Origin of the sequence: Pontibacter qinzhouensis (assembly GCF_008017455.1) — a bacterium.
GTDB lineage: Bacteria > Bacteroidota > Bacteroidia > Cytophagales > Hymenobacteraceae > Pontibacter > Pontibacter qinzhouensis.
In genome coordinates, this window is record NZ_VRTY01000041.1 from 21,490 (window position 1) to 42,480 (window position 20,991).

The 20,991-nt window shown below is 46.8% G+C and carries 14 protein-coding genes; 6 read left to right on the forward strand and 8 right to left on the reverse strand.

All coding sequences use genetic code 11. The annotated features are described in order from the left end of the window. Positions 1-229: 229 nt before the first annotated feature. Complete coding sequence (locus tag FVR03_RS12090; protein WP_147922011.1) at positions 230-1,210, forward strand: SUMF1/EgtB/PvdO family nonheme iron enzyme; 981 nt, start codon at positions 230-232, stop codon at positions 1,208-1,210. A gap of 27 nt (positions 1,211-1,237) precedes the next feature. Here FVR03_RS12090 and FVR03_RS12095 read toward each other — a convergent pair whose 3' ends face one another. The 5 genes from FVR03_RS12095 to FVR03_RS24735 all read right to left on the reverse strand — a co-directional run bounded on the left by FVR03_RS12095 (position 1,238) and on the right by FVR03_RS24735 (position 5,413). Further along, entirely contained in the window at positions 1,238-1,693 is a 456-nt protein-coding gene (locus tag FVR03_RS12095) for a MarR family winged helix-turn-helix transcriptional regulator (RefSeq protein WP_147922012.1), read from the reverse strand. A 244-nt stretch (positions 1,694-1,937) separates the two neighbouring features. Beyond that, entirely contained in the window at positions 1,938-2,507 is a 570-nt protein-coding gene (locus tag FVR03_RS12100; RefSeq protein ID WP_147922013.1) for an NUDIX hydrolase, read from the reverse strand. Positions 2,508-3,481: 974 nt separating this feature from the next. Beyond that, entirely contained in the window at positions 3,482-4,588 is a 1,107-nt protein-coding gene (locus tag FVR03_RS12105) for a glycosyltransferase family 4 protein (protein ID WP_255474192.1), read from the reverse strand. A 44-nt stretch (positions 4,589-4,632) separates the two neighbouring features. Then, entirely contained in the window at positions 4,633-5,265 is a 633-nt protein-coding gene (locus FVR03_RS12110; protein WP_222707219.1) for an NAD-dependent epimerase/dehydratase family protein, read from the reverse strand. After that, positions 5,246-5,413: a GDP-mannose 4,6-dehydratase gene (locus FVR03_RS24735; RefSeq protein WP_255474193.1), complete on the reverse strand. Its 168-nt coding sequence runs from the start codon at positions 5,411-5,413 to the stop codon at positions 5,246-5,248. The genes FVR03_RS12110 and FVR03_RS24735 overlap by 20 nt, the downstream gene beginning before the upstream one ends. A gap of 661 nt (positions 5,414-6,074) precedes the next feature. On the opposite strand from FVR03_RS24735, the gene FVR03_RS12115 reads away from it, so the two are divergent. From FVR03_RS12115 to FVR03_RS12130, 4 genes are all read left to right on the forward strand, one after another. Then, positions 6,075-6,662 (forward strand): GNAT family N-acetyltransferase, encoded by a 588-nt coding sequence (locus tag FVR03_RS12115; RefSeq protein WP_147922014.1) that lies wholly within the window; start codon positions 6,075-6,077, stop codon positions 6,660-6,662. A 657-nt stretch (positions 6,663-7,319) separates the two neighbouring features. Next, a complete protein-coding gene (locus FVR03_RS12120) occupies positions 7,320-7,898 on the forward strand; it encodes a histidine phosphatase family protein (protein ID WP_255474194.1) in 579 nt (192 codons plus the stop codon). 737 nt (positions 7,899-8,635) lie between these two features. Continuing rightward, positions 8,636-11,659 carry a SusC/RagA family TonB-linked outer membrane protein gene (locus tag FVR03_RS12125; protein ID WP_147922015.1) on the forward strand — a complete coding sequence of 1,008 codons (3,024 nt, stop codon included), beginning with the start codon at positions 8,636-8,638 and terminating at the stop codon, positions 11,657-11,659. Positions 11,660-11,679: 20 nt separating this feature from the next. Then, entirely contained in the window at positions 11,680-13,041 is a 1,362-nt protein-coding gene (locus FVR03_RS12130; RefSeq protein WP_147922016.1) for a RagB/SusD family nutrient uptake outer membrane protein, read from the forward strand. Between the two features lie 343 nt (positions 13,042-13,384). Here FVR03_RS12130 and FVR03_RS12135 read toward each other — a convergent pair whose 3' ends face one another. From FVR03_RS12135 to surE, 3 genes are all read right to left on the reverse strand, one after another. Next, positions 13,385-14,890 carry a RagB/SusD family nutrient uptake outer membrane protein gene (locus FVR03_RS12135; protein ID WP_147922017.1) on the reverse strand — a complete coding sequence of 502 codons (1,506 nt, stop codon included), beginning with the start codon at positions 14,888-14,890 and terminating at the stop codon, positions 13,385-13,387. Positions 14,891-14,902: 12 nt separating this feature from the next. After that, a complete protein-coding gene (locus FVR03_RS12140; RefSeq protein WP_147922018.1) occupies positions 14,903-17,890 on the reverse strand; it encodes a SusC/RagA family TonB-linked outer membrane protein in 2,988 nt (995 codons plus the stop codon). A 918-nt stretch (positions 17,891-18,808) separates the two neighbouring features. Continuing rightward, positions 18,809-19,585 (reverse strand): 5'/3'-nucleotidase SurE, encoded by a 777-nt coding sequence (gene surE / locus FVR03_RS12145; protein ID WP_147922019.1) that lies wholly within the window; start codon positions 19,583-19,585, stop codon positions 18,809-18,811. 706 nt (positions 19,586-20,291) lie between these two features. Between surE and FVR03_RS12150 the strand changes: the two genes are divergently transcribed. Then, positions 20,292-20,732, forward strand: a complete 441-nt coding sequence (locus tag FVR03_RS12150) for a DoxX family protein (protein ID WP_147922020.1) — start codon at positions 20,292-20,294, stop codon at positions 20,730-20,732. The last annotated feature ends 259 nt before the right edge of the window (positions 20,733-20,991 follow it).

Below are 20,991 nucleotides of genomic sequence, written 5' to 3' on the forward strand. Positions count from 1 at the left end.
CAGGTTCCTTTATTTGGCAAAACATCCTGAAATGGAATTAATGGTACATAAAATATTTAATGCCGGTAGCAGATGGCTGTGCCCTTCAGAATTACGAAAGGTGAAGATGGAGACTTTAAGGCCGGTAAACTATTCTTCATGTAGCAATAGTATTCTATATTTTTTAACTTAGGTACTAGTTTTACCGGCTTAAAGGCAATTTTGTTGGCTCGTTATTGGTTGCTACTATATGATACAGGAATTAATTTATACGCTTTTTTTGCTTTTTCCTGCCGCTGCCTCCACCGACATGCCTAAAACAGCTCTGCCCACTCCGCCAGGCACCGTTTACCTGGAGAAAAACCTGTTTGTAGACAGAGCCGAAATAACCAACATGCATTGGAACGGGTACCTGCATGCTCTGAAGCGCGACTCAACCAGGGAAGCCTACCTGCAGGCGCTGCCAGATACCAGCCTCTGGGATAGCGTGGACAACACCGGCAACCTGAAAAAAAACTACCTCCGCTCCATCAGGTTCCGGTATTACCCGGTGGTGGGCATAACTTATGAGCAGGCAGTCGCATTTAGCAGTTGGCGCTCTGTTGTTTCCACCGAAAGCTACAATAAATACAATAACCGCTCCCTTACCCAACGAAATGTAAAAGAGCGCTACAAGGTAATATTTACCTGGCGCCTGCCCAGCGTAGAAGAATGGGAAAAAGCTGCTGCCGGTGGTCTTGATCCTGAAACTTACCCCTATGGACTTAAGGTAAAAAACTTTTTCACCTCTGTAAATCCGAATCATCAGATAATCGATAGCCTCGGATATGCGCGCCCTGAACTTCGAAAGGAGCTAAAATACCATCTCCGGTATAACCCGTATCCTAATTTTAATTGCATCAACAGCTTTGGAAAGGGGTTCCGGTATGGTTTTTTCCAGCCGCACCACACGCCAATCTTTTTCGACAACCACCGGCCGTTGACAGCTAACAGGCCCAACAAGCTTCAAATTTATGATGCGGTTGGCAATGTGGCTGAAATGACCTCTATTAAAGGCATCGCCAAGGGAGGCAGTTGGGCACACCTGATGCAGTATGCCACTATTAAACAAACCCAGAAATATGATCAGCCAAAAGTGTGGCTTGGCTTGAGAGGAATTTGTGAAGTAACAAAAGAGCGTGTAAGCGACGAAACCGCCAAATTGCTGGCCAGCCCCGACAGGCTCAACTAGAAAGGAATAGCAGGCGTGGTAGTTAATTCAATCGCCTCTTAATTTGTCCAGCACCTGGCTAAGCGATTCTACATCAGTAGCTTCGATGTGCTCGAACAGTAATTTCTCCTGCTCCTCCACCAGTGGGTCGAGTTTATCGAGCAGGCGGAGCCCTTTTGGGGTAATACTGATTTCAACTTTCCGGCGGTTATGCACACAAACCTCCCGTGTTACAAGTTCTTTCAGGCGCAGCTTCTCCACCAGCCGGGTCGCGTTCGACATACGGCTCAGCATACGCTCCTGCACCTCGAACAGGTTAATAGGTTTGCCCTGCTGGCCCCTCAAAATCCGGAGAACATTGTATTGCTCCGGCGAAATGCCAAAAGGTTTGATCAAGCTTTCTACCCGCGCTTCGAGCCAATTGCCTGTGAAAAGTATATTCAGATAAGCTTTCTGGAAAGGGCTTCTGAATGTATGCATTCCTATTTCGTCTTCCAGCTTCATATGTGTATGCAGACCCAGGAAATAAAGGTTTGATGATAGTGAAAAGGAGCAGAAATCTGCAGCATATCGTGTAAAAAGCACACCCAGCCTGCCCGCAAAATTTTGTACGGTTTTAACGAACGTTTGTTAATTTGATTTAACAAAGGCTGGCCTCTTCTGCTACAGCTCCTGAAGATGCACTGCCAAAATTTACGGGTATACCTTTTCCCTACTCCTTATAAGAGCAATCTCAAACTATACCATTCTAAATCCTTTGCTTTTCTTTATCGAGCTTACGGAGCGCCAGCATACACAAGGCCACCGTGCCGGATACTTTTATTTCGCCAGCCATAATTTTTGCCTCTACCTCCTCTAACGGTATAGTGAGTACTTCAATGTTTTCTGAAACATCGAGGTTCTGCTCTGCCACTTTTACCACATTGCGCTGTAAAAAATAGTAGATTTTGTTTGTGTCTTTGGTCGGATTGTCAATTACTTCCAGCAAAAGTTCGGCATTTTCGGAGGCATACCCTGTTTCCTCAAGCAGTTCCCGTTTGGCTGCCTCCATGGGAACGTCTTCTCCTTCGTCAATTACGCCGGCAGGTAACTCAATCAGGATTTCACCGGCCGCATGCTTATACTGCCGAACAAATATAACTTTGTTATCGGCTGTAAGCGGAAAAGTTACCACCACATTTGGCCGGACACTTACAAAATAATCGTCGAGTTCAAGCCCGTTCGGCAGCTCTACATGGTCGCGGCGCAGTTTATACCATCTGTGCTCAAAAACCATTTCAGATTTCAGGGTTTTCCAGGCTTCTATTTTAGTGGACATTGTATTATAAATAGTAAGTAAAAAATTAGTATGTTCTTGAGCCAGCTGTTACTCCCATGCCTGGTAACTTGTTATGCCGTTGCGGTGTTGCCGGCGTATTGGGCAGTTAGCAAAATAAGTAAAGTTTCAAGAAGATAGAAACCGAGGGGCCCTTCCCCCACTCACTGAACGCTCAAACAGTCTATTTCCAAACTGTGCACCTGGCAAATGTGCTAGCTCTGTTGCTGCTTGCCGTAATTAATAACTGATGTTACGCACCTTCTGGTATTTGGAATCTTTAATTTGGTTCTACTACATTTGGTAACAGCTTCATCCGGTGCCCTCAATCTATTTTGTTCTATAGGAAAAGTCTTAGCGCTCGCGGCTGGGGAAGGGGCCCTATGACAACGGGGCCTCGTTCTTGGGCATCGCGCTGCTGCATCTTTCCTGCCTTCGCTCGCGCTCAGGCTGCCTCCGGCATCGGAAACCTGCAAAGGCGCTCAACCCAAGAACTGGGATTTGTGCTCTGAACTACTGGTACAGGGCCAGCAAAGTAATTAGATTAGTTAAGCTGGAAGTATAAAACTTATCAGAATATCCTTAGTGCGTACCATCAGTTAATAACAAGAGGCAGCCGCTACACAAATGAATTATTCTAATGAAAACAGCCTTCCGAAAGGAAATCATCAGAATCTCGCCAAGGGTCTTCCCAGCCTGTTTCACCTGCACACCAGAAAAACTTCTTCAACATTGTACATCAGTGAAAGAAAACAGTCACTACCCTTGACTCCGAAATAGAGGAAAACGTTTTGGAAGGCTGTTTTCATTAGAATAATTTAAGTGCTACTACAGCACAACAGCACTTGCGGCACTAAGTAAAGCTGTCAGAACAAATCAGCAACTCCTAAAAAAAACGGATAAAAATGCTTCTATAAGGGCCATTACAGCATATTTGTCATCATTTCTGATTTTGAATTTATAATTTGGCGAAGCCCCTAAGCTATCTCTGGCAGTTTAAACCGGAGTAGCTGGCGGTAAATGTTGCTGTAGTCCTGGGCCATGTGCTCGGAAGCGTAGCCGTAGGAGCGCTTCATGGAGCGGCACGACATGATGTTTCTGGTAAACTCATCCTCAATCAGGTGGTTAATCGTATCGCGCAGATCGTCGGCACTTTGCGGGTTAACGTATTTTGCGGCGTTTCCCCATATTTCGACCAGGCTATCGGTTTTGCCAATAACCAAGGCACAACCCGACATGGCAGCCTCCAGAATAGTTAAACCAAAAGGCTCGTATTTAGCTGGCAAAGCATAAACAGAAGCTCTGGCGAGCCACTGCGTCACTTCTTTTGGCGACAACTGCCCCAGAAAATGAACATTCTCCAGCTCAATGGTTTCTCCGGTAATCGGGTGTTTGTCATCACCGGCAATGTACACCGGCCATTGCAGATCGGAGGCGATATGAGCTAGCATACCTATGTTTTTGGCTTCGTCCCATACGCGGCCCATGCTGAACACAAAAGGCTCTTTACTGGCATACTGGAAGAGTTGCTGACCGCGGCCGTTGTAGATGACGGTGCGCTGCTTAAATGGCCCGTACAGCTCTTCGGCCTGGTGCAGCATAGATTGCGTGGGCGCTACCACCATATCGGCTGCGTGCAGGCCGGCTTTAACGGTTTCGAGGTATGTTTCCCATTCCTTTGGGGCCTCTTCCCCCTTAACGGCTCTCCACCACGAGAGCACACACGAATGCACTACCACTACCACCGGCTTCCCCCAGCTCAGGTTTCCGTGGGCCATGTTGTTCAGGTGAATAAGGTCTGGCTTAATTTCCTCGTTCAGTTGTAGCAGCCACTCCCCTGCTTTGGCCAGGTCTTCCCAGGGGTTGTCCATCCACTCGAGCTTGAAGTTGCTTTCGTGCACGGTCAGGTTTCTGATTTCGCTTACTTCCTGGTGCTGCTCCTCGTTTAAGGGAGCGCCCATAGTAGCCAAATCTACATGAACGCCAAAAGAACTAAGGGCTTTACTTAATTCTATGGCATAGGTCCAGACACCGCCCATGGTATCTGCCGTCATTAAAATTTTGGATGGGTGTTGTACTTCCATATGCTGTTATCTTCTGTAAATTTTGTCTAATACTTTTGCTACCTTCATAAACTGTTCCGCCTCCTCGTCAAAACCATCGCCTTTTGCCAGCGGGTAGCTTTACGAAACTTTCGCGTATCGGATACATAATAATGCTGGTCTCCTGGCCGCCAGTCGCCGAAAAAGAGCGGCACCTCTTCGCCTTTGTATTCGCCTATGAGTTGCAGCAGTTCCAGCAGGCTTACCGTATTGTGTACGCCCCCACCGATATTGAAAGCCTGGACTATAATTTCGGGCATATGCTGCTGCGCCAGCAGGAACGCATCCACCAGGTCTTCTACAAACAGGATATCGCGCACCTGCTTTACTTCGCCATAAATATTAATCGGCTTATCTTCCATGGCTCTAATGGCAAAGTGTGCTAGCCAGCCCTGGTCCTCGTTTCCGTACTGATGCGGACTGTAAATGCAGCTCATCCGGAAGACCACAGCTGGCAGGTTATAGGTGCGGGCGTAGTCTATGACGAACTGGTGGGCGGCACCTTTGGAGCAATCGTAGGGGCTGTGGAAGTCGAGATGCCTTTTCTCGCTGATGCCGTGCGCCAGTATGTTCTCACCTAATGGATTGTAACGAGTTTCGTTCTGTACAAACTTCAGATCTTCGAGGCTGCCGTACACTTTATTTGTAGACGTAAACACCAAAGGCGGTGTTATCTTGCGCTCTGATGGCCTCTAACAAGTTTATAATGCCTTTCGCATTGATATAAAAATCGTTAATGGGCAGGTCTACAGAAGTGGTAACAGCTACCTGGGCTGCAAAATGGTAAATGGCTTCGGCATGCTGCACTACTTTTCTTACAGTTTGCAGGTCGCGTATATCGCCTACGTATACATCCAGTTTATCGCCGTAGGTGTTGTGCAGCCACTACAGGTTAAGCTCTACGCCCTCGCGCGACAGGTTATCGAATACCAGCACCCGCTTCTCTTGGCCCAGTAGGCCCTTGGCCAGTTTGGTGCCGTCTGTCCGTTTTAGGCCAAAGTAATACTCACGCTCATCTACATGAAAACCTCCTACTGTTACTCAGGTTCAGGTCACGCATGCTGCACCAGTACACACAGTCCACATCGGTTTACAGTTCTTTCTTAAACTCCTGCAGTTGCTTGTACTCGTCGTGCTGCCAGGTAGAGAAGCCTGCTTCTGTAATCCAGAGTTTTGCAGTAGAGTTATAGCGGTTCATAACTTCCCGCACGGCTGCAATGTTATCGTTCCAGCCATCCCATAACTGGTCGAACAGATCAGGGAAACCAGGTATTCCTACCGCGTCGATGTGCTACATTAGGCCTAGTTCAAACATTGTATCGAGCCAGTTTGGATCTATTAGGACTCATGCCTCTTAGTGACCTATAACATTGCAGCCTTAACTTAGGTAAGACTGCAACTGCAGCCAGGTTTTCTTTTTTGATTAAACACCAGTTGCTAAATTCGGGTCTCTATAAAAACCAACCTCATGGACTTTACGACTGCTATAACACTTCAAAATGAACATGCCTTGCTTCGCCCTCTGCAGCTTTCGGATATGACCGAATTAGCAAAGGTGGCTCTGGATGCCAGCATCTGGCGCTACACCGTAACCCGCATAAGCACACCTAACGAGGTAGAACAATGGCTGCAGGAGGCCCTACTGGCAAGGGAGAAACAGCAGCGCTACATGTTTGCCATTGTGGATAAGGTTAGCGGCCAATTGGCAGGCAGCACAGCTTTCGGTAATATTTCGGACCGCGACAAGCGCCTTGAAATTGGCTGGACCTGGCTAGGCTCCGACTTTTGGGGTACCGGCCTGAACAGGCACTGTAAGTTTCTGCTGCTCTCTTACGCTTTCGAGGAACTACAGTATGAGCGGGTGGAACTGAAAACAGATGTACGTAACACCCGATCGCGGAAGGCTATGCTCAAACTGGGAACCACAGAAGAAGGTGTTCTCCGGAGCCATACCCTGATGCACGATGGACACAGGCGCGACACCGTTTATTATAGCATGCTACGCCAGGAGTGGCCAATCCGAAAAGCCACTGTTTTTGCTGATTTGCTCCCTTAATTGGTTTACTATAGCTAAGGTTGCCGTATTTACCGTTATAAAAACCTGCGACACAAGCACTTGCTGCTGAAATCTGCTGGTGTAGAGAAGCGTTTTATAATTCCGAAAAGATTAAGTACAAGCTCAGAAGGACTCAATTAAAAACAAGAATTATTCTAATGAAATCAGCCTTCCAAAGGTTTTTCTAAAGAATAGTGCCAAGGGTACTTATAGCTATAGGGCGCTACCCTTAGGTTTTATATAGCATCAAATCTTTTTGAAGAGCCATTTCATTTAAATAATTGAGCGGCTGCTATACCAACAGAGGCAGGTACAAGCCAAGCGTGCCTGCAGCTACTCTCCTACCCAGAATGGGTACCTATTGGCTTCCTGGTTATAAAGCTTGCCTTTTTTAATCATTCCTTACACACAAAAACCACCAAACCCTAAGTTTGTAAGGCTGGATTGTACCAGGTAGTAACCCGGTTGAGGTTCTAAGTAAAATTGAATTAAAACTTTATATCACCCGCAGGTCGTATAGACTGCGACACACCTTATCGGAATTTGTTACACCTTTATCGTGAATCGTGCTACGTGTGCCTTGTTTTACAAGGCAATGCAATTTCTGACTCCCATAAGTGAAGTCGCAGTCTATATAGCTCAAGAAAAAACATCAGTTTGAAAACCAGCCCATCTACACAGCAGATCGTATTAATCAGGCATGCCAGGCCGATGGTGGAAAAGCGGGGCTTATACAATTTCAGGGCGGCCAGCCAATTTATTTCTGATTATGACGCGGCCCATGTAGAAGAATTTGTATTTGAGCACCATGCCCTGCCAGCCGGTGCCTACAAAAAAATTTTCTGCAGCACCCTTATACGCTCCCAGCTCACGGCCAAAGCTATTTTCGGCGACGAAGCCGCACTTGTTGTGATGCCCGAGTTCAGGGAGTTCGAGAGAAAAGTATTTGCTTTGCCCTGGCTCCGGTTACCGGTAACTTTCTGGCTTGCTGTGGCCCGTGTGCTGTGGTTTATGGGCTTCAACAGCCGTGGCATCGAAACATTTAAACAGGCCCGGAAAAGAGCGAAACAGTGTGCGACTGTTTTAGCCCAGGAGGCTGAAGAAAACAAGGCAGCCATAGTAGTGGCGCATGGGCTCTTAAACAACTTTATTATGCGCGAATTGCGCCGCATGGGCTGGAGGCTACAGGAAAAAGGAGGAAGCGGCTTTCTGGCTGTTAATATTATGGAGCGGTAATGTACCAGAAGGGCTAATGCAGGATAGCGACCCTTGAGTAAAAAATCTGATTTTGCCTTTGGGAGGCCTTTTTTATTTGAATAATTGACTTTGGCCAGGTGCTCTCTCCAGTGCTTTAATTTAGTTGAACCGGAGGGAGACTAACAAAACCTTGTACCAGTGGAAAGTCTCATAAGAACAGACACAGGAATAGGCACTGCTTCAGCGAACAGTGAGTTGTACCTGTCAAACAAAGCAATTTCACTGACCCAGTGCAGAAGTGGCAGGGCCAGCTGAGAATGCAACTGGTAATACGATTCTGAACAGAAGAAATTGATTTCAGTCCGTGCCTGATTTATAACTGCTCACCTACTGTCAGCATTTTTTTAATACCTGGTACAGATTTATGAGCGGCCTGGTCTACACCTTCAGAACATATTTCTAAGAGAATATTATTTTCACATTCTAAAGAATTAATTTTTAGCTATATGATTCTGTTTATTCTGTGTTATAACTAATTACTTACAATACCACCAGATTAGTAAGAGTATCTTATATGTTTTTTTGTATTTAGATCTGCCAGAAAACTAACAAACGCTTGCAAAACAGCAACATACAAATCAAATTATTTTCAGTTACAATATAATAGTAGGCTCTGAAAACTTAATAATAATTTATTATACTTGTAAATTACCCATCGGTTAACACCGGATTTTTATTAATTTCCTATTCATTATAACCTATCTAATCATTTAAAGATGAAGCAAAAACTACTACTAAGTTTAGTTGGGGTTTTCTTTTTCTTAGGCAGTCTTGCGGCTCAGGCGCAGTCTGTTTCAGGAAAAGTAACATCAGCTACTGACGGAAGCCCAATACCAGGCGTTACTGTTCTGGTACAAGGCACTACAATCGGTGTTTCTACTGATATTGATGGTGACTACACTATTAATGCCGGTACAAACGCAACACTAGTTTTCAGGTCGTTAGGTATGGCAGCACAGGAAGTTCCTGTAAATGGCCGCTCTACAATTAATGTACAGTTAAGAACCGATGCGAACCAGTTATCAGAAGTGGTGGTAACTGGTTATGGTACCCAGGAACGTAGAGATGTAACGGGCTCTATTGCCAGCGTTGGCGGTAAAGAACTAGAGAACATTCCGGTAGTGAGCCTTGAGTCTGCTATTCAGGGTCGTGTAGCCGGTGTACACATAGAATCTGGTAGCGGTAAAGTTGGCCAGGGCATCAGAGTACGAGTAAGAGGCTCGGCTTCTGTAACGGCTAACAACCAGCCACTCTATGTGGTAGACGGTATTCCAATTACGACCGATAACCAGGGTATCAGCACAAACGAACCAACTAACCCACTTGCCGACATTGACCCGAACGACATCGAATCGATCGACATTCTGAAAGATGCCTCTTCGGCTGCCATTTATGGTTCCAGGGGATCTAACGGCGTTGTTCTGATTACAACCAAGAGCGGTCGTACCGGCAGAACAAGGTTTAACCTGAGCTACGCTACTGGTGTAAGCCAGGCTACTAACAAAGTGAAGTTCCTGAATGGCCAGCAGTATGTAGATCTACTCCGCGAGTCTTTTGAAAGATCAGGCTCTATAGCTGCATGGATTGAAGACGGTGATTACGCTGATGTGGAAGATGCACTGGATGACTGGCTTCCTGAATGGAGGAATCCGGCCGATTCTGACTGGCAGGATCAAGTATTCAGAAAAGGTGGGTACCAGGAGGCAAACTTCTCTGCCAGCGGCGGTACCGACAAAACGACCTTTTATGTAGGTGGCTCTTTCAGCGACCAGGATGGTATCTTGATCGGGAACAACTTTAACAGATACAGCGCCCGTGTTAACCTCGACCACAAGGCAAACAGCCTGTTAAGTGTGGGTGCCAACTTCAGCCTTGCCCGCTCCGAGAACAGACGTGTGGCCAATGACAACGCTTTTGCCAGCCCGCTTCAAATTGTAGCCCTAACTCCTGTTCAGCCGGTTTTAGACCCCGAAACAGGTGAGCTTAACACCAATACCATTTACTACAATGGCCTTATTGAAGCCCGCGATGCCTTCGACAATGCTACAGTATACCGTAACCTGAGCAAAGTATATGGCCAGCTGAACTTTACGCCTACTTTTACTTTCAGAAGTGAATTTGGCCTTGACCTGCTGAACCAATTTGAGGAAGCCTACCAGGGAAACCAGACACAAACAGGCTCTTCGAGAGGTGGTTTTGGTACTTACCGCAGCGTAAACGTAGTAAACTATACTACTAACAATTACTTTAACTACAGCAAGACCTTCAACGAAATCCATAACCTGGATGCTACGTTGGGTATGAGCTACCAGAATGCCACTACCAACACCAGCTCGGTTCAAGGCGAAGGTTTCCCGAACGACGACTTTAAGAAAATTGCCAGTGCCTCCGAAATATCTTTCGGTTCCTCTACAGGAACAGGTTACTCGTTGGTATCTTATTTCGCCAGAGCCAACTACAAGCTGTACAACAGATACCTGGTATCGCTAAGTGCACGTGTTGACGGTTCTTCCAGGTTCGGTACCGACAATAAATATGGCGTGTTCCCGGCATTGGGTTTAGGCTGGATTCTTTCGGATGAAGCCTTCCTGGAGAACGTTAACTTCCTGAACTTCTTAAAAGTTAAATCAAGCATTGGCTTAACTGGTAACCAGGAAATCGGCAACTTCGATTCGCAAGGCTTATATAGCGGTTTATCGTATGCGGGCGTATCGGGCATTTACCCTATTTCGGTGGCTAACCCTAATCTGAAATGGGAAACAACCCGCCAGTTTGATGCCGGTATCAGCTTCGGTTTATTTAACAACCGTATTTCTGGTACGGTAGATTATTACACCAAACACACCACCGACCTTTTACTGAACGTGCAGGTGCCAGCCACAACCGGCTTTACCACTATTACCCAAAATGTTGGTAAATTAGAGAACAGAGGCTGGGAGTTTAGCTTAACAACCCAAAACCTGACTGGTGCTCTTACCTGGTCATCTTCTATTAACTACTCCAGAAACCGCAACGAAATTACTGACCTGCAGGGCCAGGTAATTACATCTGGTGCTATTAACCGTGCCGTAGAAGGCCAGCCTATTGGTGTGTTCTTTACCAGAAAGTATGCTGGTGTTGATCCTGCTACCGGCGATGCCCTTTATTACCTGAATGCCGATAGCGACGAAACTACAACTAATTTTGGAGCAGCGCAGCAGCAGGTAGTAGGTAACCCGAACCCTAAATTTACTGGTGGTTTCGTTAACGAATTCTCTTACAAAGGTTTCGACCTGAGCGTGCTGTTGCAGTTTGTTTACGGCAACGACATCTACAACAATGCAGGGCGTTTCCAGTCTGCCAACATGGACTACCTGGATAACCAGACTGCTGACCAGTTAAACAGATGGAGACAACCAGGCGACATTACCAGTGTTCCGGAAGCCAGATTCTACGACGGTAACGGCACCGGCACTTCCTCCAGATGGTTGTACGATGGTTCTTACCTGAGAGGCAAAAACCTGACGTTAGGGTATACTATTCCTCAGAACGTAGTTTCTAAAGCTTATTTAACCAGTGTACGTGTTTACGTTACAGCCCAGAACTTCTTCACCATTACCAATTACCCAGGCTGGGACCCCGAGGTTAACACACAAGGTACAAGCGTTACTTCACAAAGAGCTAACGTAGGTGCAGGTACAGACTTTTACACCATTCCGCAAGCCAAGACGTTTGCTGTTGGTGTAAACTTTGGTTTCTAATTTCTTTAAAGAAGAGCAATATGAAAGATATATTTAATATAAGTAAAAAAGTAAGTGTCCTGGCGTTGGGCAGCTTAATTGCCTTTTCCGCCTGCGACAAACAACTTGAAATTCTGCCACAGCAATCCATCGGGGCCGATGTAGCCTTATCGACTCCACAAGGTGTACAAACAGCCCTGATCGGAGCGTATGAGCGGATGCAGGGTGGCCAGTTGTACGGCACTAACATTAACCTGGCAAGCGAGTTACTGGCAGCTTCCGGCGACTTAACCTGGACAGGTACATTCTTAGGCTACCGTCAGCTTTTCGGTAAGAACGCTGACGACACCAACACAGAGGCAGAAAGAACCTGGGTGAGAGCATACCAAGCCATCAACATGGTGAACAACATCATCGAAAACGTAGATGTTGTGCAAGTTGAGGCCGACAGAAACAGAATCTTAGGTGAAGCACTATTCATCAGAGGAATTCTATACTTTGAGCTGGTTCGTTTTTACGGTCTTCCGTGGCAGGCTGGCAACCCAGCCAACAACCCGGCTGTACCGTTGGTGTTAACGCCTACAACAAGCATTACAGAAGCCAGCCTGGTGAGCAGAGCATCTGTGGCAGCTGTTTATGAGCAGGTGTTCGAAGACCTTAACCAGGCTAAAAGCTTGTTGCCTGAGGCTAACGGTACCAGGGCCACTACTTATACGGCCAGCGCGTTTTTAGCAAGAGTTTATCTGCAGCAGGGTGGTACTGCCAACTGGGCAAGTGCAGCCACTGAAGCTGATCGTGTTATAGCATCGGAGCGTTTTACGTTGACTCCTACCTACATAGATGCCTTTAACAACAGCGCAAACGTGCCGGAGTACATTTTTGCGATTCAGCAGAACAACCAAAGCAACGCCGGTACTGCTAACGATGGTTTAACAACTTTTTATGCGAACGACAATGGCGTAGGCCGTGGTGATGTAACCATTAATGCTGCCTTCCTGAACAATTATGAAGCAGCTGACGAGCGTCGTGATGCTTTTTATGCAGATGGTCGTGGTATTCTGAGAAACGGCAAATTCAGAGATCATTATGCTAACATTGCAGTTGTAAGACTTCCGGAGATGCACCTGATCAGGGCCGAAGTTAACTTCCGGAATGGTACCACTGTTGGCACTACTCCTCTTGCCGATATTAATGCTGTTCGAAGCAGAGCTAAGGCGAGCCAGCTGAACAATGTAACGCTGGAGCAGATTCTACAGGAAAGAAAAAGAGAACTTGCTTTTGAAGGCTTTGCCCTGCACGATGCCAAGCGTCTGCAGCAGTCTGTAGGCCAACTCCCTTACGACTCTCCGAACCTGGTGCTTCCTATTCCGCTTAGAGAGAAAAATGCTAACCCAAACCTGTAATACAGGTTTAGATACCGAACAAAAAAGAGGCTGCCCTATTAGGGCAGCCTCTTTTTTGTTGATAGCAGGCAATAAATAGTCTGTAATTAATTGTTATAAGTTTCTTTACTCCTCATTCCTTCCCTATTATTAGCCAATTATTCAAATGAAAATGCCTTTCCGTCGGCTTTTTCTGAATACAAGAATTGTTGGGAGTTAAGAGTGAAAAGTTGAGAAGAAGTAAGGACTGTTTTATACCTCCCAATTCTCAAATCAACAATTTAACAATTCAACAACAAACAACCAATTATTCTAATGAAAATGGCCTTCCAAAGGCTTTAAGGTCATTGGAAGGCCAAGGGTGTTAGTTGTAGCCTGTTGTCTGTTCGATGTTGTGGTTGGCATCTATTTCGCCTTGCGGAATTGGCCAGGCCCACTCGCGGGCGGCTGGAGCAAGGGAAGTGTTGGCAGAGAGTACTTCCTTATCGGTTCGGGTAATGGTGCGGCTTGTGCGCTTTAAATCGAACCAGCGGTGGCCTTCAGCGAAGAGTTCTTTGCGGCGTTCCAGAGCAATGGCATTTAACAATGCTTGTTCTCCAACTATAACAACTGGCTCATAATTTCTGATGCGGGCAGCTCGTAAAGCATTCAAATCAGCGAGTGCGGTTACCAGTTTAGTACCTCCTTGTGTAGCTCTGGCTTCAGCACGAATCAGGTACATTTCGCCTGTTCTGAGCACCTTCCAGTCCAGGAGGTTATCGACTACGTTTGCGCGGCCAATAAACTTGGTTACAATTCTACGGGCTATGGGTCCGCCAGAGGCTGGTGTACTATTACCTGCGTAAATGGGCGTATTATTACCTGTGGCTCTGCTCCCGAAGTAGGCAGCAAACCTAACATCGTTTGCCTGGTTAAACAGCCCCTCCAAGTGCGTTGCCGGCCTGAACAGGTTTCGGTTAACACTACCAATATGGATACCAAGACCCACATTCCCCTCTCCCGGGCTATACGTCACTTTCCAGATTACTTCTGAATTGGCCGGGTAGGTATCTTTCCAGATGCCCGGAAACGCAGCCTGATCTGCTAAAGGTAAGGCCGTAATAACGGAAGTAGCATAACGTTCGGCAGCTTCGTACTCTTTCGTATACAGGTTTACACGCGCCAGCAAAGCTTGCGTGGCCACCTGGTCGAGGTAAGCCCTGTTTGTTGGCGTGTTAAGAACCTTGTCTACATCGCTGAGAAGCGCTTCTGCGGCTTCTAAATCTTTTAAAATGTTGTCGTAGGTTTCTTTTACAGTCAGGCGCGCTGGCAGGTCTTCAACTGCTACCGTTGTTTTATAGGGCACGCCTTTAGCCGCTGAATTACGGTCTAAGCTTTCGCCCCAGAACCGGAGCAGGTCGAAGTGCGCCATGGCCCTGATTGCAAGCGCCTGGCCTTGTATCCGGTTAACCCGCTTCGCATCTGTGGCAGCAAACTGGTCGATGTTCCGTAAGGTCAGGTTGGCCTGCCCGATAACGGAATAAGCTGCTACCCAGGCCATTTCGATATCGGCTTCATCGGTGGCATAGGTCCAGTTGGCCTGGGTGCCCCAGTTACCAAAGTCCTCCGTAGTCTGCACCAGGTCATCGGCCATCATATCGGGCAGCGAGGCCCACGAACCGGTGGTGTGGCTGCCATTGCCATAATAGGCTGGCGCCCTGAATAGCGCGTATGCTCCCGTTAATGCGAACTCATGCTCATCTAAAGAAGAAAAGCCTTGTGGCGAGCCGGCCCTTTGTAAATCCGGCTCAATCTCAATTATATCTTTACAGGCTGAAAAGGCAAGTACACAACCTAAACTCAAACCCACTGCTACTGTATGTAATTTCATCTTAATTCTAATTTACAGACCAACCGATAAGCCAAACATAATGGTGCGAAGAGCAGGATACTGCGCTCCTGCCAGCTGCCCCGGCACCCGCGATCTTGCCCCGGTTAATTCAGGAGTCGAAATTTCAGGGTCGAAACCAAGGAATTTAGTCCAGGTGGCCAGGTTCTGGCCTTGCGCAAAAACAGTAACAGTTCTAATACGGGCAGCTTGCAGCAGGTTCTGAGGCAGCGTGTACGATACCATCAGGTTTCGCCATCTCAGGAAATCACCGTTTTCAATAAAGCGGGTGGTACTGGAGCGCAGGGCCTGGCTAGAGCGTGGTATGCTGGTTATCTGGCCCGGTTCACGCCACTCGTTTAGCAGCACTGCCGCCAGGTTATCTCCTACAAAAGCAGGATTCTCTACGTTGGTCCGGTCTTCGTTGTATATTTTGTTTCCCTGCACAAAACTAAAATGTGTGTTCACTTCAAAGCCTTTGTACTTCAGGGCAGTACCAAAGCCTCCGAAGAACGGAACCTCGGCAGAGCCAACCAGAACGCGGTCTGCCGGGCTATACGTTTCGGTAATTTCGTCGTTCAGGTTCAGGTACTGCGCATTGCCATTGTCGGGGTTAACGCCTGCGTAGCGCACTACGTAAAACGAGTTTAAGGCCTCCCCCTCTCTATTTATGTAGACACCGTTCACAATGTCGTTATCGCCACTGCCTACCAGTTTCTTTATTTTGTTCTGATTATAAGTAAAGTTCAGGTTAGCAGTCCACGTAAAGTCATTCGACCGAATCAGTTCCCCTTCAAGCGCATACTCCAGGCCGCTGTTCTCTAAAGAGCCGATGTTCGAAACAAGCGAGCTGTAGCCGGTTGTTCTCGAAAGCTGCCGGTTCAGGAAGAGGTCGGTGGTGCGGGCATAATAATACTCTACGGTAGCGCGTAAGCGACCCTGCAGGGTGGCTAGTTCAAAACCTGTGTTAAAGGTGCTTCTTCGCTCCCACTTCAGGTCCGGATTTGCAAGTTGCGCCTGCTGAAGTCCGTTTACACCATTATAAACGGCCTGGTTGTAGAGTTCTCTTGACTGAAAATCGCCAATACCGGCCTGGTTACCAGCAGAGCCATAGCTTATCTTAAACTTCAGCTCATTAATCACGTTGGTCATCGACTCCATAAAGGCTTCTTCCGACACAATCCAGCTCAATCCTACCGATCCATAGTTGGCCCACTGGTTATTCAGTCCGAAGCGCGACGATCCGTCTCTGCGGCCTGTCAGGCTCAGGTAATACTTGTTTCTGAAGCCGTAATGCAGCATGCTGAAATAAGAAAGAAGGGCGTGTTTAGTGCCTTCGCCATTTACAGCAGGTATAAAGCCATTGGTAGCTGTACCTGGCGTAATACCTGCCTCATTTTCGAAAGGCCCTCCCAGGCCATAGCCCGTAAAGCCGAACCCCCGGCCACTTCCTTTTACTATCTCGTTGAACAAAGCAACGTTAAGGGTATGGTCGGCACCGAAATGGTGGGTGTAGGAGGCGGAGGTGGTACCTGTTACCCTGAAGAAGCGGTTATAGCCCCTGGTAAGTTGCCCTTTGCCGCCGGGCACGCTTCTGCCAGGCCCTGTCATAGGGTCCAGAAAAACAGCCGACTCGTTGGAGGTATAGTCACCACCCCAGTTGGTTCTGAGTGTAAGTCCTGGCAAAGCTGGCACATCGTAAGCTACATACACATTTCCGAGGCCTTTCAGTTGCTGCCGTAGAGCCGTGTTTTCGTTTATTAGTTCCAGAGCATTAGGCTGCCCGGCGCGGGTCTGGGTGTAGTTACCATCTTCATCGTAAGGTGTTTCGTAAGAGTTCGTCCAGCGAATGGCATTGAGCGGTACGTTAATAGAAGTTGTGGCCTCATACGTGTTTGCGAACTCAGAGTAGCCGAAAGTGGAGTTCAGGCCGAAGACAAAGCCACCTGCCTTACTTTCTACATTAGCCCTACCCGTATAGCGGTTCAGGCCGGTTTTACGTACAGTACCCTCCTGGTCGAAGATGGAGCCCGAAAGCAGGTAAGTTGTTTTGTCGTTTCCGCCGGAGGCACTCAGGCTATGATTTTTGGTAACGGCTGTTCTAAATAAAACCTCTGTCCAATCGGTATCGATAGCTGATAGACGTTCAACATCGGCTGCAGACCAGTTATACGGATTACCGTTTGCCAGTTCGTAGGCCAGTTTCTCACTCGAGTTCATCAGCCTGAGCCTGTTTTCCGGTAAAGTCGAAAACCCATACTGCACACTGTAGTTAAGTTGTGTTGGTCCGGCAGCTCCTTTTCTGGTAGTGATAACCACCACACCATTCGCACCTCTCGAACCATACTGCGAGGTAGAAATGGCATCTTTCAGCACGGTATAAGTCTCGAAATCGGCAGGGTTAAGGGTGGAGAAATCGGTAGCGGAGACCTCAATGCCATCTACAATAAAAAGTGGCTGGGTACCTCCAAACACAGACCCTCTGCCTCTTATCAGCACACTGGCAGCTGCTCCCGGCTGGCCCGAGTTGGCCTGTACGAGCATACCTGGTGCCCGGCCTTGCAAAGCCTGCTCAAAGGAGCCGATAGGTGTTAAAGCCACTTCACGGCCTGCCACCGTGGCGACAGATCCTGTTACTTCGCGTCTGTTCTGGGTGCTGTAGCCGGTTACCACCACTTCCGATAGCTGCCTGGTATCGGCTTCCAGGGTTACATCGATAGTCGACCGCCCATTTATTGCAATCTCCTGGCTCACCATCCCGATCAGGCTGACAACAAGAGCCAGCTCTTCAGATGCCTGGCCAGCAGGAATTGTTAAGGCATACTGACCGTTTTGGTTGGTATTGGTGCCGTTGGCTGTGCCTTTCAAAAGAACGGTTACACCAGGCAAAGCATTACCTGTTACCGCTTCTTTAACTGTACCTGTAACTGTTCTGTCCTGAGCAATTGCCTGTTGTAGCAGGCACAGAATCAGAACAAGATGTACCAGTAAAACTTTTCTCATTCTAGTTAGTCTTAAAAATAATGAAGTTGATAAAGCAGGATGATGCAGGTGTAACGAGGGAAGAAGGGAGCAGGAAACTGAAAAGTGCTGACCGGCTGATCAGGCCTGAATCGAGTGCAAAAAACTACTACCGCCAATGGCACTGGTTTAGTAGGTTTGGGTGCAACAGCAATACGCAAAAGGGTAATATAATGTACTGGCAACGTATGTAAATTATTTACTAAGGCTAGTTCCGGCATATAATTACCAGAGTTCGCCCTGCTACCACTGCCTGCCAAGAGGCAAAACCATAAAGCGGCAACTATTCGTTCAATTACAAAATATTGGTGTAAAAGTGTTTAATCAATAGCAATTATTTAAATACAAATTAAAAATATATTTATCAAGTTTGAGTTTACAGCTACAGTCCTATTAAGTAATGCAAATATGCGGCAAGAATACTGCATTTCAATAGCTCTGGTTGGTTTTTCAGATAAAAATTTGAGCTTAGCCTTATTTCGGAAGTAAATTAAAAGAATAATTCTTCCATTTATAACTATAATTTACTTATAGAAACCGTCTTTGTAGCTCACCTATATAAATCCTATTTTCATAAACTTGATAGTAGTTTAAACAGGCAACCTTAAAATTTCCGGTTAATGCTTTAAAGCGGTTTTTTACGCTACAGGCTTCGCTTCAAAAAAACAAAGTTAGCTGCGAAACATCTGTTATTCCTGTAACCGATCATGCTTGTTCAGGACTAGGAAAATAAAATGAAAGTTATAGGCAACAGCCATCAGGGTAATTCCTAGTACCCCGGTGGCTGCTACTTGTTCCGCTGGGCAAACAGCTTTCTGTTATTTCTGGAGGTTCATAAAAGCACTACTGCCCTTTTTTTACTTGAGGCTCTACCTGCAAAATTTACTCTCCGGATCTGGTTTAAAAAGACCACTCGTTATTTAATCGGGCTATGGCATGGTGTGCCGTTAAATCGAACTGGCATGGCACCACCGATACGTAGTTGTTCACCAGCGCCCACTCGTCAGTATCTTCTCCTTTATCAAAGTTCACAAAGTTACCTGTCATCCAGAAGTAGCGGCGGTTATTCGGATCAAGTCTTTCGTCGAACTCCTCCTGCCATTTAGCATGCGCCTGCCGGCATATTTTAATACCTTTTATTTTTTCGTCGCTTTTTTTCGGAATGTTCACGTTCAGGGCAGTGTTCTCCGGAATTTTATGCTGAAGGGCTCCTCTAATAATCTGCTCCACCGACTCGGCCGCATGCGAAAAATCAGCATCGTGCCCATAGTCGCACAACGAAAAGCCAATAGCCGGAAAACCTTCTATAGCGGCCTCTATGGCAGCCGACATGGTACCCGAATACAGCACACTAATGCTGGAGTTGGAGCCATGGTTAATGCCACTTACCACCAGATCGGGCCGGCGGTCTTTAAGCACATAAAATTTGGCTAATTTAACGCAGTCGGCCGGGGTACCGGAGCACTCGTAGGCTTCCACGTTCAAGTCAAGGAGGGCAATGGATTTATCGAGGCGCAGGGTGTTGCCAATAGTAATGGCGTGGCCCATTCCCGACTGCGGACTATCTGGCGCCACCACTACAACCTCCCCAATTTTAAGGGCAACCTCTACCAGCATCCGTATGCCCGGAGCCGTAATGCCATCGTCGTTAGATACTAATATTAATGGTTTAGACATCTCTGTTCTTTTATTTTGTGTGAGTAGCCAACAAAAAAGCATTGCAGGTAAAGTGAACCTGGCCAGGATTTCTGCATTTCTGTAGCTGCCACTTCTTCTCAATTTGTGGCCTCACTGCTGTTTAAAGTAGCGCTAATATACAACAACCTGTTGCTGCTCAACAAGGTTTAATTTAAATATAACACTTTTAAACCAAAGGCAGCTGTAGTAAAAAGCAAATGGCGCACAACCAACAACGCAACTCACCAGCCCTTGCTGCCTGCTCATACCGAAAGTTCTTAATTCAAATCTCCGGATAAGCTTGCCAATTAGTAAAACAGCCAGCAAAGAGAAACAGAGTTATAAAGCTGCTTGTCGTCAACCTATTCAAAACAAATTATTCAGATGAAAATGGCCTTCAGAAGCTTTTTAGAGGAAATACCGCCAAGGGTTCTTGCAGCAGTTGTAGTAGCCGACCTATTTGAGGCAGTGGCACAGGTGGAGGGCATATTACTTTTATACTATTCCTGTTGAAGGCACTACAGAAGCAGAACCTACAATAGCAATAGCTCTGGGTGGCGTTACCATTGTGCTGATACCCTCGCAACTGCACCTTTGTACTTCTAGTAAGGGGCACCAGATAATCTGGAGGCTGGGTTTAGCGTTAAGAAGATATTCGTTAATCAGCCTTTTGTGATATACAGTTATTATAGTTATTATTGCTTTCATGAGTTTTCTACGCGCGCAATACAATCATACTGATACCGGTTTATTACTACTCCGGCTTGGCATAGGGTTTATGTTTATTTTGCACGGCTGGCCTAAAATGGCCGGTGGCCCCGACATGTGGGAGCAGATCGGGAAGAACATGGAACTGATTGGCATCGGTTTTTTACCTACCTTCTGGGGTTTTATGGCCAGTGCTGCCGAAACCATTGGAGGCGCCTTTCTGATGCTGGGTCTGCTGCACCGCCCCACTTGCATTTTGTTAGCCATTACAATGGTTATAGCCACCATACGTCACATAGCTGCCGGCGACGGTTTTGGAGGTTACTCGCATGCCCTGGAAGCAGCCATCCTGTTTTCTTCCCTTTACTTTATCGGCCCCGGCAAATACAGCCTCGACGAAACCATTCTTCCCACCAGAAAAGACCGAAGCGTTTTTTAGCGCCCGAAGCCGTGCCTCCTCCCGCAAATTTCAGGTAGATTTTAGACACTAGATATTAGATGCCAGATTCTTTTAAATTGAAGTATAATTCACTCATTCAAAATTTCATCAAAACCTCCAGCACCTGCCACATGTAAAAGCCTGAGCCGTTTTAAGTCTAAAAAGCTTCGGAAGGCTGTTTTCATTAGCATAATTTGCTTCAAGGTCTTACCTGTCCTAAACTAAGGAGCCACAGCCAAAACCTGGTGCCACCTCTACC

What these genes read in the sequence shown, in the direction of transcription:
- FVR03_RS12090 (WP_147922011.1), top strand. Translation starts at nt 230, where the DNA reads ATGATACAGGAATTAATTTATACGCTTTTTTTGCTTTTTCCTGCCGCT.
- FVR03_RS12095 (WP_147922012.1), bottom strand. Translation starts at nt 1,693, where the DNA reads ATGAAGCTGGAAGACGAAATAGGAATGCATACATTCAGAAGCCCTTTC.
- FVR03_RS12100 (WP_147922013.1), bottom strand. Translation starts at nt 2,507, where the DNA reads ATGTCCACTAAAATAGAAGCCTGGAAAACCCTGAAATCTGAAATGGTT.
- FVR03_RS12105 (WP_255474192.1), bottom strand. Translation starts at nt 4,588, where the DNA reads ATGGAAGTACAACACCCATCCAAAATTTTAATGACGGCAGATACCATG.
- FVR03_RS12115 (WP_147922014.1), top strand. Translation starts at nt 6,075, where the DNA reads ATGGACTTTACGACTGCTATAACACTTCAAAATGAACATGCCTTGCTT.
- FVR03_RS12125 (WP_147922015.1), top strand. Translation starts at nt 8,636, where the DNA reads ATGAAGCAAAAACTACTACTAAGTTTAGTTGGGGTTTTCTTTTTCTTA.
- FVR03_RS12130 (WP_147922016.1), top strand. Translation starts at nt 11,680, where the DNA reads ATGAAAGATATATTTAATATAAGTAAAAAAGTAAGTGTCCTGGCGTTG.
- FVR03_RS12135 (WP_147922017.1), bottom strand. Translation starts at nt 14,890, where the DNA reads ATGAAATTACATACAGTAGCAGTGGGTTTGAGTTTAGGTTGTGTACTT.
- FVR03_RS12140 (WP_147922018.1), bottom strand. Translation starts at nt 17,890, where the DNA reads ATGAGAAAAGTTTTACTGGTACATCTTGTTCTGATTCTGTGCCTGCTA.
- surE (WP_147922019.1), bottom strand. Translation starts at nt 19,585, where the DNA reads ATGTCTAAACCATTAATATTAGTATCTAACGACGATGGCATTACGGCT.
- FVR03_RS12150 (WP_147922020.1), top strand. Translation starts at nt 20,292, where the DNA reads ATGAGTTTTCTACGCGCGCAATACAATCATACTGATACCGGTTTATTA.